The sequence below is a fragment of the Amycolatopsis sp. VS8301801F10 genome, assembly GCF_046195355.1.
GTDB lineage: Bacteria > Actinomycetota > Actinomycetes > Mycobacteriales > Pseudonocardiaceae > Amycolatopsis.
This window is the reverse complement of sequence record NZ_CP176065.1, coordinates 8,489,501-8,502,568: the sequence shown is the minus strand read 5'-3', so window position 1 is coordinate 8,502,568 and position 13,068 is coordinate 8,489,501. Positions and strand designations below refer to the sequence as shown.

The window sequence follows — 13,068 nt, the reverse complement described above, 5'->3', positions numbered from 1 at the left end:
GCCTTGAGTGGTTGCGTGGGGCACCCCGAAGTTTGATTGTGCTGACGGTCGGTGGGTGCTTGTCAAGGCGGGAAAGATGCCTTGACAAGCACCCACCGACCGCAGGGAGGCTTCGTATCGGGGTGCGGGGGAGGGGCTGGGTGCCACGCTCTTTGGGTGCAGCGGTGGCGGTTGGGGGCTGGGTGTCTCGCTCGTTGGGTGCAGCGGTGGCGGTTTTAGGGCTGGGGCTAGCGCCCCAGCGTGCCGGTGCGTGCGTTAGATGCGCCGAATGCCACGTCCTGGTGCGTGGGATGCGCCGGGACGTGGCATTGGGGGCATTGCCGCGCCGGGACGGGCGTGAGGGGAACCCTCAGGGGCTCTGAGTTCCCTAGGGTTCCCTCACGGACCTGCCCAGTGGGCTGCGGACTCAGTCTGCCTTGGAGGGTTGGTCCAGGCGGGCTTCGTCTTCTTGGGCGCGTTGGGCTGCTTCGCGCATTTCGATCAGGTCCGTGAACCAGTCGCCCGTTTCGCGGGCTATGTCGCGGACTGCGCCGGTGATGATGGTGGCTATGTTGCCGATGTGGGTGGCTGCTGACTCCGTCAGCTCCTGCACGGTGTCCTTGCCACTTTCGAATGGGCCGACCATGGGCTTCCTCAGGCTGCTCGGAGTTGCCGTTCCGGGTCCACGGTAGCGGGCTGGGCCGGTTTTCCGGGGAGGGCCAGCCGCACGATTTTCTTCGCTACCGACCACAGTTGCTTGTGCAGGGGGCCGGTGTTGTACGGCAGGCCGTAGCGTTCGCAGATTTCCCGCACCTCTCCGGCGATCTGCGGGTAGCGGCGCGCGGGCAGGTCCGGGAACAGGTGGTGCTCGATCTGGTGCGACAGGTTCCCCGACAGAATGTGGAACAGCGGGCCGCCGGTGATGTTCGCCGAGCCCAGGATTTGGCGCAGGTACCACTGGCCGCGCGTTTCGTTTTCGGTCTCTTCCTCGGTGAAGCTCTCGACGTCCGCCGGGAAGTGGCCGCAGAAGATGATCGCGAACGCCCACAGGTTGCGGACCAGGTTGGCGCTCGCGTTGCCCAGGAACGTCAGCGGCGCCAGCGGGCCGGTGAGCAGCGGGAACAGGACGTAGTCCTTGCCGATCTGGCGCGAGGCCTTGCGGACGATCCGGCGCAGCACCGGCACGTTTTCCGCCCACGTCTGCTCGCCCTTCACGACCCGTTCGACCTCCAGGTCGTGCAGCATCACGCCCCACTGGAACAGCAGCGCGAGCAGCGTCGCGTACACCGGGTTGCCCAGGTAGTACGGATGCCACTTCTGCGCCGGGTCCATCCGGAGGATTCCGTAGCCGACGTCGCGGTCCTTGTCGACGATGTTCGTGTACGTGTGGTGGATGTAGTTGTGCGAATGCCGCCAGTTCTCCGCCGGCGCGACGGTGTCCCATTCGAACCGCTGCGAGCTCAGCTCCGGGATGCGCGTCCAGTCGTACTGGCCGTGCATCACGTTGTGGCCGATCTCCATGTTGTCCAGGATTTTCGCCGCCGACAGCGCCGCGACGCCGGCCAGCCACGCGGGCGGCAGGAAGCCGGCGAACAGCAGGCCCCGGCCGGTCACCTCCAGCGCGCGCTGGGTTTTGATGATCTTGCGGATGTACTCGAGGTCCTCCTCTCCGAGGTCGTCGACGATCCGCTGGCGCAGCGCGTCGAGTTCGCGGCCGAATTCCTCGACCTGGGCGGGGGTCAGGCGGTCCTGCAAACCGGTCATGATGTTTCCTCCGGTGGTCAGGCGTCGATTTCGACGTCCCCGACAGGGACGCTGACGCAGAGCTGGATTTCTTCGTTCTCCTCGCCGGAGACCTCGCCGGTGCGGGCGTTGCGGACGCGTCCGGCGGTTTTGAGCTGCGTGCAGGAGAAGCAGATGCCCATCCGGCACCCGTGCTCCGGCGTCAGGCCCGCGTCCTCGGCCTGTTCGAGCAGCGGCTTGCCGGAGTTGTCGCACTCCCGGCCGCTGCGGGCGAACCGCACCCGGCCCTCGGCCGCCTCCGCGGCGAAGGTCAGTGGCGCCGCGGTGAATTCTTCGGTGTGCAGTTGTGCACTCAACCCTTCGGTTTCGAAGAGCTCGCGGGCGGCGGCCATGAGTGGAGCCGGGCCGCACAGGTAGGTCTCGGCCTCGCGGAACCACGGCGCGGCCTTCTCCAGGTGCTCGACGCAGAACAGGCCGTGCAGATCGCCGCCGCGGCGGGCGTGGGTGTGCGCGTGGACCACGCGGAAACCCGGGTGCCGGGCGGCGAGTTCGGCCAGTTCCTGCCGGTAGAGCGCGTCCTCGGGGGTGTTCGAGTAGTGCAGGAACACGATCTCGCCGGGGTGTCCCTCGGCGACGAGCGTCCGGGCCATCGAGAGCACCGGCGTGATGCCGCTGCCGCCGCTCATCAGCACGATCCGGTCCGGGCGCGGCGACGGCAGCGTGAACTCGCCGTCCGCGGGCGAAAGCCCGACCACCGCGCCGACGGCGGTGTCCTGCAGATGCCGCGACACCAGGCCCTTCGGATCGGCTTTCACGGTGAACTCCAGGTCGCCGCTGCCCTGCGCGCCGCACGGCGAGTAGCAGCGCGTCCGGCGCACGCCGTCGATCTCCACCTGCATCCGCACGTACTGCCCGGCGCGGAAGCCCTGCCACGCCCGGCTCGGCCGCACGGTGAAGGTGACGGTGTCCGGCGTCTGATGCCGCACGGCGGTGACGCGGCCGCGGATCTCGCGCCGCACCAGCATCGGGTCGACCAGTTCGAGGTACCGGTCCGCGCCGTGCGGGGTGAGCAGCGCCTCGGCGAGCGAGACGAGCCCGCGCACGCGGCGCGGGAGCAGTGCGGTCATCACCCCTCCAGAAGTTTGAGTGCACAGTCGTACACTGACTAGTGTGGGGGCAAGGCCCCGGGGCCTGTCAACGCGGAAGCGAGGTGATGTGACGTGGGCCATGCGGCGATCGCCAGTACGCTGCTCGACGTGTCCGCAGCCGAGGAGCCGGCCGGCCCGGTGAGCCGGCAGGAGCGCAAACAGCGCACCCGTCAGGCGCTGCTCGACGCGGCGCTCGACCTGCTCGCCGACCGGAGTTTCGCCAGCCTTTCGCTGCGCGAGGTCGCGAAGGGCGCGGGCATCGTGCCGACGGCGTTCTACCGGCATTTCTCGTCGATGGAGGAACTGGGCGTCGCGCTGGTCGAGGAGACCACGCGCACGCTGCGCGGCCTCCTTCGCGGCGCGCGCACCGAGCAAAGCGGCTACGGCGGGATGATCCGGGCTTCGGTGCGCACGCTGCACCGGCACGTCCGCGAGCACGAGGACCACTTCCGGTTCGTCACGCGCGAGCGCTACGCCGGTGCGGGCGCGGTGTCGCGGGCGATCGCGGTCGAGATGCGGATGTTCTCCAGCGATCTCGCGCTGGACCTGGCGCGCTTCGATCCGTTGCGCACCTGGCCGACCGAGGACCTGCACCTGCTGGCCGACCTCATCGTCACCGCGATGCTCGGCACGGTCGCCGAACTGCTGGAAATCCGCCCCGGCGACACCGCTGCCGACGAGCGGACCTTGGCCGCGGCGGAAAAACGGCTCCGGATGATCCTGCTCGGGGTGCCGCACTGGCAGCCTTAGCGGCATGTCTTTCCTGCACCTGACCGCGATCATCGTCGACGACTACGACGAGGCGATCGAGTTCTTCACCCGCGCGCTGGGCTTCGACCTGGTCGAGGACTCGCCGTCGCTCACCAACGACGGCCGCCCCAAGCGGTGGGTGGTCGTCCGCCCGCCGGGCGGCGAAACCGGGATCCTGCTGGCTCGAGCCGACGGGGAGCGGCAGTCCCGCGCGGTCGGCGAACAGCACGCCGGCCGCGTCGGGTTTTTCCTTCGGGTGGACGACTTCGACGCCAGTCACCGGCGGATGCGCGCCGCCGGGGTGAAGTTCCTCGGCGAACCGCGGACCGAACCGTACGGCCAGGTCGTCGTGTTCCGGGACGTCGCGGGCAACCGCTGGGACCTGCTCGGCCCGGCCGCGTCCTGAGCCTGCTCTACGATCCCGGGGTCCAGCTGATCGTGGAGGAACGTTATGCCGAGCGGGTCGGAAGTCCGAGCCGAATTCGCCGACCCCGCCGAAAACCTGGCGTTCGACGAGGCACTGCTGCGCGAGGGGCCCACGGGTCCGGTGGTGTGGCTGTGGCGGAACCCGGTGTGCGTCGTGGTCGGCCGGGGGCAGCGAATCGCGCGCGAAGTCCGCGTGGCCGAATGCGCCCGCGACGGCGTTCCCGTGCTGCGGCGGGCCAGCGGCGGCGGCACGGTGTTCCACGACCCGGGCAATCTCAACGTGACGCTCGTGCTTCCCGGTCCCGCGCCGCGTCCGCTGGAAATGCTCGGCCTGGTGATGTCCGCCGCGGTGGAGAAACTCGGTCTCCCAGCCAGAATCGGCGACCGCGGCATCTTCGTCGGCGACGCGAAACTGTGCGGCTTCGCGGTTTTCCGGACCAAAGACGTGCTGTTGGCGCACTCGACGTTGCTGGTCGACACCGATGCCGCTCGCGTCGGCGCGTACCTCACCGGTCCGCCGCCGGACCCGAAACCGTTGGATTCGCACCGGAGCAAGGTCGCGTCCCTGCTGGACCACGGGGTGCGGCTGCCGTTGAACGAGGTGGAAGACACCGTGCGCGCGGCCGCGGCGGGACTGCTCGGTCCGCTCCCGCCGCGCGAACCGACGGCGGGCGAGCTGGAACGCCAGCGGGCGTTGCTGTGGAGCCGTTACGAGTACCCGGAGTGGCACGCCGAAGGACGCCAGCGTTCGTAAACGCCTTGTGTCACCGGCATAGACACAGTGAAGGGCTCCTTGCGGAAACCGGATTTCCGCAAGGAGCCCTTCCTGGAACGGGTCAGCTGCCGGACGCGGAGAACAGCACCGGCGGCACCGCGCTGGCTGCCTTGCGCCGCGGCTTGGCCGGCGCCGGAGCGGCTGCCTTCACGGGCGCAGCAGCTTTCACGGGTGCGGACGTCTTGCCGGTCGCGGTCTTCGCCGTCGCCGCGGCAGGGGCCTTGACCGCGGCGGCCTTCGTCGCCTTGGCCGCGGTCTTGCTCGCCGCAGCACTAGTCGGCTTGGCCGTGGTCTTGCTCGCCGCAGCACTAGTCGGCTTGGCCGTGGTCTTGCTCGCCGCAGCACTAGTCGGCTTGGCCGTGGTCTTGCTCGCCGCGGCGCTCGTCGGCTTGGCCGTGGTCTTGCTCGCCGCGGCGCTCGTCGGCTTGGCGGTGGTCTTGGCCGCGACGGCCTTCGCCGGCTTGGCTGCCGCGGACTTGGCGGGAGCCTTGCGCGCGCCGCTCGTTCGGGCGGTCTTGGCGGCCGCGGTCTTCTTGCCGGCAACGGCTTTCGCGCCCTTGCCCGCCGCGGCGGGCTTCTCCGCCGCCGGCTTGGACTCGGCCTTCTTCGCCCCGGCGACGAGCCGCGGCCGCAGCTTGCGCCCGCCCGTCCGGCGGCCTGCCTTGGCGTAGCGCTCCAGCAGCCGCCGGAGCGCCGCCGCGTTGCGGGCGCCGAGGTCGATGTCGTACTCGACGCCGTCCAGCGCGAACGCGACGGTCTCGGCCGCGCGTCCTCCGGTCAGGTCGTCCTGCGTGCGGACAGCGGTGTTCCTCGCCATGGGAGCCTCCCGTGCTCGATCGTGGTCGTGCGTGCAACCGGCACGGCGACGACCCGGATTCCGCGGTGCCGCCGGTTTCTTGCAGCTCTCGGACGAGAATACCGGCAGGCTTGCGCGAACCCGCGCGGTGGTGTGCGCTGTGCGCATGGCAGCAGAGACTTTCGACGTCGTGGTCATCGGGGCGGGTCCGGTCGGGGAAGTGGCCGCCGAACGGGCGGCCAAGGGCGGGTTGAAGGTGGCCCTGCTCGAACACGAACGGTTCGGCGGGGAGTGCTCGTACTGGGCGTGCATCCCGAGCAAGGCGTTGCTGCGCCCGGGAAACCTGCTCGCCGCGGCCAAGCGGATGCCCGGGGTGCCGGTCGGCGACGCGCTCGATCCGGAGAAGGTGCTCGCGCGCCGCGACTGGTTCACCGGCAAGGGCGACGACTCCGGCCAGGTCGAATGGGCGCGCGGCGCGGGCATCGAACCCGTGCGCGGCTCCGGCCGGATCACCGGCGAGCGCGAGGTCACGCTCGACGACGGACGCGTTTTCGCCGCCCGGCACGCGGTGATCGTGTGCACCGGCAGCGTCCCGCGCACGCCGAAGATTCCCGGTCTGGACACCGTCAAGCCGTGGGGTTCGCGGGAAGCGACGTCGGCGACCGAGGCGCCCGGACGGCTCGGCGTGCTCGGCGGCGGCGTGGTCGGCGTGGAAATGGCGCAGGCGTGGGCCCGGCTCGGCGCGCGGGTCGACCTCGTGATCACCGGCGAACGTCCGCTGCCGAGGCTGCCGGAGTTCGCCGGCGACCTAGTGCTGGACGGTTTGCGCGAGGCGGGCGTTCGCGTGCACGTGAACTCCGGCTTGAGCGAAGTGTCCAGTGTGGACGGTGGAACGCGGCTGAAGCTGTCCGGCGGCGGCGAGCTCGTTGTCGACGAACTCCTGGTCGCCACCGGCCGCGCGCCCGCGACCAGCTCGATCGGACTGGACGTGCTCGGCCTGCCGACCGACCGCGCGCTCGAGGTGGACGAGAGCGGCCGAGTGTCCGCTGTGGAGGGTGGCTGGCTGTACGCCGCGGGCGACGTCACCGGCCGCGCTTTGCTGACCCACCAGGGCAAATACGCCGCTCGCGTCGTCGGGGACTCGGTCGCCGCCCGGGCTCGCGGCGAGGAGATCTCGACCGAACCGTGGAGCCGCTACAGCGCGACCGCCGACCATCACGCGGTGCCGCAGGTGGTGTTCACCGATCCGGAGGTGACGTCGGTCGGCCTGACCGAGGCCCGCGACGGATCCGCGGACCGGGTGGTGGACATCGACATCGCGGTCGCCGGTTCCTCCCTGCACGCCGACGGGTACCAGGGCAAGGCGCGGATGGTCGTGGACCCCGGACGCGGCGTCGTGCTGGGTGTCACGTTCGTCGGCCAGGACGTCGCGGAACTGCTGCACTCCGCGACGATCGCGGTCGTCGGCGAGGTGCCGCTGGACCGGTTGTGGCACGCGGTCCCGGCGTTCCCGACGATCAGCGAGGTGTGGCTGCGGCTGCTGGAGGCTTACGGGCTCTGAGCCGCGGTTCCGGTAGCGTCGGGGCATGACCAGTGCCCCCGTTCCCGGCCGCCGTGAACGCAAAAAGGCGGCGACCCGCCAGGCGCTGGCCGACGCTGCCCTGCGGATGTTCCTCGAACGCGGCTACGACCAGGTGACCGTGCGCGAGATCGCCGACGCCGCCGACGTGTCCACCACCACGCTGATGAAGCACTTCCCGACGAAGGAAGCTCTCGTGTTCGACCGGGAGCCGGAGGTGGACGAAGCGCTGGTCTCGGCGGTCCGCGACCGGCCGGAGGGCACGTCGGTGCTCGCGGCGCTCCGCGCGCACATGCACGAACGGGCGACCTCCGGCATTCGCGCGGAAGCCGCACCGCTGCTGCGGCTGGTGCGGGAGACGCCCGCGCTCGCCGAGTACTGGCACAAGATGTGGATGGGGCACGAGCACTCGCTCAGCCGCGTGATCGCGGCGGAAACCGGTGCGCCGGAGGACGATCCGCGGTGTGCGGTGCTCGCCCATTTCGCGTTGGAGACGGCCTCGCTGGCCGAACGCTCGGACGATCCGCCGCGGGTGGTCGACGCGGCGTTCGACCTGTTGGAGAACGGGTGGGAGTGAGCGGCGGCCGCTGAGCCGTCGCCTCAGGACGGCAGGTGCAGGTCGAGCGCGCCCTTCGCCGCACGGGCCAGGCCGGGATCGTCCGCAGTGGACGGTCCGGGTTGCCAGACCGCTTGCACGAGCCGCACGCCGTTCCCGTCGATCTTGCTGGCGTAGGCGGCGCCGTCGAACTGCGGCGGGCCGGACGGCCACTTGCCGGTTTCCGTGGCGACGTCCAGGATTCCGCCGCCGCCGGGGTTGTCCGCGATCTGCTTGAGGCGATTGGCCTGTCCGGCATCGGGGAACTCGACCACCGCGACGGTGACCGCGGCCGGCCGGCCGTCCACGAGCGCCGTGTAGCTCGCGCGGCGGACCGCGGAGCAGCTGGTCTGCTGGAGACTCGCTTGCACGTCCCCGAAAGCGTGCGAGGCGCACTTCTGGTCGGCGCTGCTCGCCCGGGGCTCGAAGGTGAGCGTCGGGGCAGGCGGGGCGCTCGACGTGACGCTGCTCGGCGCCGGGCTCGGCACGCTGCTGGGCGGCGCGCTGCTGGCGGGCGGTGCCGCGGTGGTTTCGTCACCGCCGCTGGTCGCCACGACGATCGCCGACACCACCAGGACGACCAGCAGGACGATCGCCGCGATGGGCACCCACTTGACGGTCCGGGAGGCCGGTTTTCCCGGCTCGGCTCCCGCGCTGGTCGCTCCGGCCGCGGCCACCGGAGCCGGCCGGGCGGGTTGCGGGGCACTGCTCGGCCCGGGAACGTGCACCGGGGCCACCGGCGGAACGGCTCCGCGCGGACGTTCCGTGCTTTGCGGCTTCGCCGGAGACGGCATCTTCTCGGTCGGAGCCTCGGGCGGATCGGTGGACTCGGTGGGCGCTTCGGCAAGCGAGTCCGGCTCGATCGACGGAATCTCGGGCCGCGGCGGCCGCACGGCGATGATCTTCGGCCGCGGAGCCGGGGGAACGGCGGGTTCCGGCGGCACGGAAGGGGTGCTGGGGGAAGCAACGGCGGATCCCGCGGCGATGGAGGCGTTGCTGCCGCCGGGGAAGACGGGGAGACCGGCGGGGGCTTGCGGCTTTGGCGTGGCCGTCGTGCCGCCGGGGACGGCGGACGGTCCGGCTGGGGTGGCGACTGCGGCTCCGGCACCGGAAGGACCCGAACCAGCGGCGGCGGAGCTGGAATTGGCCGGTTGACCGGTGGCGGCGGGGACGGGGCCGGAATTGGCCGGTTGACTGGCGAGGGCCGGGCCGGAGCTGGAACTGGCAGGTTGGCTGGTGGTGGGGGCGGAGCTGGAACTGGTCGGTTGACCGGCGGCGGCCGGGGTGGAGCCGGTACTGGTCGGTTGATTGGTGGCGGCCGGAGCGGAGCTGGAATTGGTCGGTTGGCCGTTGCCGACTCGGGCGGAGTCCGGAGTTGCCGAGCCAGAACCGGCTGCTCCTTCCGCCACCGCTCCCGGGGCGGCGGCGGCAGGGGCGCTGGTCGCGGGAGCAGCAACAGCGGGCCTCGGCGAGGAGACGGACTTCGGAGCAGCGACGCCATTGCTCGCCGGGGTCGCTGCCGCACCAGCCGTCGTCGCTATCCCAGCCACCCCAACCCCGGCGCCAGCCGAAGCCGTCACGGGAGAACGAGGCCCGGGCGGGACCGGAACGTCGTCGGCGAACCGCACGAACCCTTCCCCGCGCAGAACCTCGTCCGAAAGCTCCGGCGCGTCCGGAGCGAGCGCGGCGATCAACGCGCGTGCCTGGTCCACCGATCGCGGATGCCGGGCGGTGGCCAGGGAGACCGTCGCCGCCAGCATGGTCGTCGGCGTCGGGTGCAGGACCCGGACCGGGCCCGCGAGGTCGCCCGGCGGCTGGTCGACGGTCTCCACGTACGGGCCGACCGCGACGATCGTGCCGACCGGGCCGCCGCCGAGTTCCGCGATGCGGCGTTCGCATTCCTGGGACAGGTCGAGCGCTTCGGTGGCGGGATTGACGTCGTCGCCGTGGACCAGGGGCCAGCCGTCCGCTTTCCACGGGCCGCTCAGCGGGGCTTCGAGGCGCAGGGCCGGGTCGGGCAGGTCCACGCCGATCACGACGAGCACGCCCGTGGGCAGCACCACGACCGCCTCGACCGGACGGTCCCCGGTCGGGCGGGCGCCGACGAGCGCGACGCCGCCGATCACCGTGCTCCCCCGGCCGAGGGAGGCCAGTGCGGCCCGCACGTCTTCCGCGACGCGCGAGGGCTGCTGCCCGAGACGGACCAGTCGCACCGAAATTCTCCTGTCGAATCCGCAGCGTTTCCGGTGCACCACGCTAGCGTGCCGGGCCGCCGGAACCGCGCTCCGCGCCCTCGCGTCGGCGTGCCTCACCACAATGGGTCGTCCGCTGCGACTTGTGGTGTTCATGTGGCCAAACGGCACGGTTGGGGTGCAGAATGTGCTACACAGGTCGGGAACTGCCGTGGAGGCTACGCAACCTGCGCAGAGTTCGAGAGGTCGTAGGGGAAGACGTCCCTCGTCGAACAAGCGGAGGTCAGCAGTGAGCACCCGTGGCAGCACCCGAGGCGTGGTGTACGTCCACTCGTCGCCGTCTGCGGTATGTCCGCACGTCGAGTGGGCTATTTCGGGCACCCTGGGTGCCCGGGTCGAGCTGAAGTGGACGGCCCAGCCGGCCAGTCCCGGACAGCTCCGGGCCGAATGCAGCTGGAGCGCGCCCGCGGGCACCGCCGGCAAACTCGCCAGCGCGCTCAAGGCGTGGCCGATGGTGCGCTTCGAGATCACCGAGGAGCCCAGCGCGGGCGTCGACGGCGAGCGGTTCTGCTTCGCGCCCGGCCTCGGGCTCTGGCACGGCCGCACCAGCGCCAACGGCGACATCGTCGTGGGCGAGGACCAGCTGCGCGCGCTCGTCAGCATGACCCGCGGCGGCGAAACCCTCGCGCACAAACTCGACGAACTCCTCGCCGCCGCCTGGGACGAGGCGCTCGAGCCGTACCGGCACGCGGGCGACGGCGCCCCGGTCACCTGGCTGCACCAGGTCGGGTGAGCGGGGGCGGTACCCTCACCCGGGTGAGCGTTCAGCCGGCCCCGCCTTCCCGCCAGCGGTGGTTGATCCCCGTGCTCGTGGTGGTCCTGTCGATCACCGTCGCCGGGGGTCTGCTCGCCCGCGAGCTGTACCGCCGCCCCGATTCCCCGCGCGCGGCCGACGGCGAGGCCACGGCCCCGTCGGCCACGACCAGCGGCGGTTCGGCCGACAAGTCCGGCGCGGTCGAGGTCGGGGCCACCCCGGACGCCGAGAACCATCCGCAGGACGACGCCGTCCGCACCGTGCTGAAGGCCTATTTCACCGCGCTGAACAAAAAGGACTACGACGCCTGGACGGAGACGGTCAGCGACGCGCGCCGCAGCCGGACGCCGGAAGCGGACTGGCACCGCAACTTCCAGTCCACGAAGGACGTCGACATCCTGCTGTACCGCATCGAACCGGGCGCGCAGGGCACGCTGCGGGCTCTGGTCGGGTTCACCAGCACCCAGTCGCTCAACGAGGCCCCGGTCGACTTCCCGCACGAGTGCATCCGCTGGCGGCTGGTGCTGCCGATGAAATACGAGCACGGCTCGTACCGGATCGACACCGTCGACGGCACGGCGACCGAACACGACAAGTGTTGAAAAGCCCGGTGAAACGCCGAAGGCCCCGCGGGAAACTTCCGCGGGGCCTTCAGCGCGAAAAGGGGACTCAGTTGGCCGGCGTGAACAGCAGCGCCGTGTTGTGTCCGCCGAAACCGAAGGAGTTGGACAGCGCGGCGGTGAGTTCGACCTTGCGGTTCTCCCCGGCCACGACGTCGAGCTGCACCTTCGGGTCCTGCTCGGTGAGGTTCAGCGTCGCGGGCACGATGCCCTCGTACACCGCCAGAATCGTCGCGATGCCCTCGACCGCGCCGGCCCCGCCGACGAGGTGGCCGAGCGCGCCCTTCGGTGCGGTGACCACCGGGTGCTCGCCGATCGCCGACCGGATCGCGGCCGCCTCGCCGATGTCGCCGACCACAGTGGACGTCGCGTGCGCGTTCACGTGCCCGACGTCCGAAGGGGACAGTCCGGCCATCGCCATCGCCGCGCGCATCGCCGCGATCTGCCCGATGCCCTCCGGGTGGTTGCCGGTGATGTGGTAGGCGTCCGACGTCAGGCCGTAGCCGGCCAGCTTCGCGTAGATCCGCGCGCCGCGGGCCTTCGCGCGGTCGGCCCGCTCCAGCACGACGACGCCGGAGCCCTCGCCGAGCACGAAGCCGTCGCGGCTCACGTCGAACGGACGCGACGCCGCGGCCGGGTCGTCGTTGCGCGTCGACACCGTGCGCGCCTGGGCGAACCCGGCGACGGTGATCGGGTGGATGCACGCCTCGGAACCGCCCGCGACCACCACGTCGGCCCGTCCGGACCGGATCATCTCGAAGCCGTTCGCGATGCCCTCGGCCCCGGACGCGCACGCCGACGCGGGCGAGTGCACCCCGGCCCGCGCCTTGAGGTCGATGCCCACGTGCGCGGCCGGGCCGTTCGGCATCAGCATCGGCACGGTCAGCGGCGACACCTTGCGAAGACCCTGCTGGTGCAACAGATCGTTCTGGGTCAGCAGGGTCACCGGCCCGCCGACCCCGGTGCCGATCGAAACGCCCAGGCGTTCCGGTTCGACGTCCGTGTGCTCGTCGGTCTGCTCGGCGAACCCCGCGTCGGCCCAGGCCTGGCGGGCGGCGATGAGCGCCACCTGCTCGCACCGGTCGAGCCGGCGCGCCTGCACGCGGGGCAGGATGTCGGTCGGCTCGACGGCGAGCTGCGCCGCGATCCGCACCGGCAGGTCCAGCTCCTCCGCCCAGTCCGCCTCGATCGTGCGGATCCCGCTGCGGCCGGCCAGCAGACCGTCCCAGGTGGACGCGACGTCCCCGCCCAGAGGCGTGGTCGCGCCCATGCCGGTGATCACGACGTCGATGTTGCTCATGGGAGTCTCCCCAAGGTCGGCTCCGGACCGGGGCCCGGGTACGAAGAGGACTTACTTCGAGTTGGCGGACACGTAGTTCACCGCGTCGCCGACGGTCTTCAGGTTGGCCAGCTCGTCGTCCGGGATCTTGACGCCGAACTTGTCCTCGGCCTGCACGGCGATCTCGACCATCGACAGCGAGTCGATGTCCAGGTCGTCCACGAACGACTTCTCCTCGGTGACGTCGTCCTGAGCCACGCCGGCGACCTCTTCGACGATCTCGGCGAGGCCGGCGAGAATCTCAGTGTTGTCAGCCATCGGTGTTGTTCCCTTCTCGGTTCTTCTGCGGGTCCGCTCGCGGGCACGGCGCCC

General features: G+C 71.1%; 14 protein-coding genes. 7 read left to right on the top strand and 7 right to left on the bottom strand.

The window, feature by feature from the left end; translation table 11 throughout:
* Positions 1–406: 406 nt before the first annotated feature.
* From F9C11_RS38940 to F9C11_RS38930, 3 genes are read right to left on the bottom strand one after another with little or no spacing between them, the layout of a single operon-like run.
* Positions 407–625, bottom strand: a complete 219-nt coding sequence (locus F9C11_RS38940) for a hypothetical protein (RefSeq protein WP_409182332.1) — start codon at positions 623–625, stop codon at positions 407–409.
* A gap of 8 nt (positions 626–633) precedes the next feature.
* On the bottom strand, positions 634–1,743 hold the full coding sequence (locus F9C11_RS38935) for a fatty acid desaturase family protein (protein ID WP_409182331.1): 1,110 nt from the start codon (positions 1,741–1,743) through the stop codon (positions 634–636).
* 17 nt (positions 1,744–1,760) lie between these two features.
* Positions 1,761–2,849: a ferredoxin reductase gene (locus F9C11_RS38930; protein WP_409182330.1), complete on the bottom strand. Its 1,089-nt coding sequence runs from the start codon at positions 2,847–2,849 to the stop codon at positions 1,761–1,763.
* A gap of 93 nt (positions 2,850–2,942) precedes the next feature.
* On the opposite strand from F9C11_RS38930, the gene F9C11_RS38925 reads away from it, so the two are divergent.
* Genes F9C11_RS38925 through F9C11_RS38915 form a run of 3 tightly spaced genes read left to right on the top strand, consistent with a single transcriptional unit; the run spans position 2,943 to position 4,800 of the window.
* A complete protein-coding gene (locus F9C11_RS38925) occupies positions 2,943–3,620 on the top strand; it encodes a TetR family transcriptional regulator (protein WP_409182329.1) in 678 nt (225 codons plus the stop codon).
* A gap of 4 nt (positions 3,621–3,624) precedes the next feature.
* Positions 3,625–4,026, top strand: a complete 402-nt coding sequence (locus F9C11_RS38920) for a VOC family protein (RefSeq protein WP_409182328.1) — start codon at positions 3,625–3,627, stop codon at positions 4,024–4,026.
* Positions 4,027–4,071: 45 nt separating this feature from the next.
* Positions 4,072–4,800 (top strand): biotin/lipoate A/B protein ligase family protein, encoded by a 729-nt coding sequence (locus tag F9C11_RS38915; protein ID WP_409182327.1) that lies wholly within the window; start codon positions 4,072–4,074, stop codon positions 4,798–4,800.
* An 82-nt stretch (positions 4,801–4,882) separates the two neighbouring features.
* Here F9C11_RS38915 and F9C11_RS38910 read toward each other — a convergent pair whose 3' ends face one another.
* Entirely contained in the window at positions 4,883–5,638 is a 756-nt protein-coding gene (locus F9C11_RS38910; protein WP_409182326.1) for a histone-like nucleoid-structuring protein Lsr2, read from the bottom strand.
* Positions 5,639–5,783: 145 nt separating this feature from the next.
* Here F9C11_RS38910 and F9C11_RS38905 point away from each other — a divergent pair, with 145 nt between their 5' ends.
* The gene (locus tag F9C11_RS38905; RefSeq protein WP_409182325.1) at positions 5,784–7,178 is read left to right on the top strand and encodes a dihydrolipoyl dehydrogenase family protein; all 1,395 of its coding nucleotides are present in this window, start codon (positions 5,784–5,786) and stop codon (positions 7,176–7,178) included.
* Between the two features lie 25 nt (positions 7,179–7,203).
* Positions 7,204–7,773: a TetR/AcrR family transcriptional regulator gene (locus tag F9C11_RS38900; RefSeq protein WP_409182324.1), complete on the top strand. Its 570-nt coding sequence runs from the start codon at positions 7,204–7,206 to the stop codon at positions 7,771–7,773.
* 23 nt (positions 7,774–7,796) lie between these two features.
* On the opposite strand, the gene F9C11_RS38895 is transcribed toward F9C11_RS38900, so the two are convergent.
* A complete protein-coding gene (locus F9C11_RS38895; RefSeq protein WP_409182323.1) occupies positions 7,797–10,004 on the bottom strand; it encodes a hypothetical protein in 2,208 nt (735 codons plus the stop codon).
* 268 nt (positions 10,005–10,272) lie between these two features.
* Between F9C11_RS38895 and F9C11_RS38890 the strand changes: the two genes are divergently transcribed.
* Both F9C11_RS38890 and F9C11_RS38885 read left to right on the top strand, forming a co-directional pair.
* On the top strand, positions 10,273–10,776 hold the full coding sequence (locus F9C11_RS38890) for a DUF3145 domain-containing protein (protein ID WP_101435050.1): 504 nt from the start codon (positions 10,273–10,275) through the stop codon (positions 10,774–10,776).
* A gap of 23 nt (positions 10,777–10,799) precedes the next feature.
* Positions 10,800–11,399, top strand: coding sequence for a hypothetical protein (locus tag F9C11_RS38885; protein WP_409182322.1), 600 nt, complete (start codon positions 10,800–10,802; stop codon positions 11,397–11,399).
* A gap of 67 nt (positions 11,400–11,466) precedes the next feature.
* Here the strand turns inward: F9C11_RS38885 and F9C11_RS38880 are convergent, their stop codons facing one another.
* Both F9C11_RS38880 and F9C11_RS38875 read right to left on the bottom strand, forming a co-directional pair.
* A complete protein-coding gene (locus tag F9C11_RS38880) occupies positions 11,467–12,717 on the bottom strand; it encodes a beta-ketoacyl-[acyl-carrier-protein] synthase family protein (protein WP_409182321.1) in 1,251 nt (416 codons plus the stop codon).
* A gap of 51 nt (positions 12,718–12,768) precedes the next feature.
* The gene (locus F9C11_RS38875) at positions 12,769–13,014 is read right to left on the bottom strand and encodes an acyl carrier protein (protein ID WP_009074690.1); all 246 of its coding nucleotides are present in this window, start codon (positions 13,012–13,014) and stop codon (positions 12,769–12,771) included.
* Positions 13,015–13,068 lie beyond the last annotated feature (54 nt).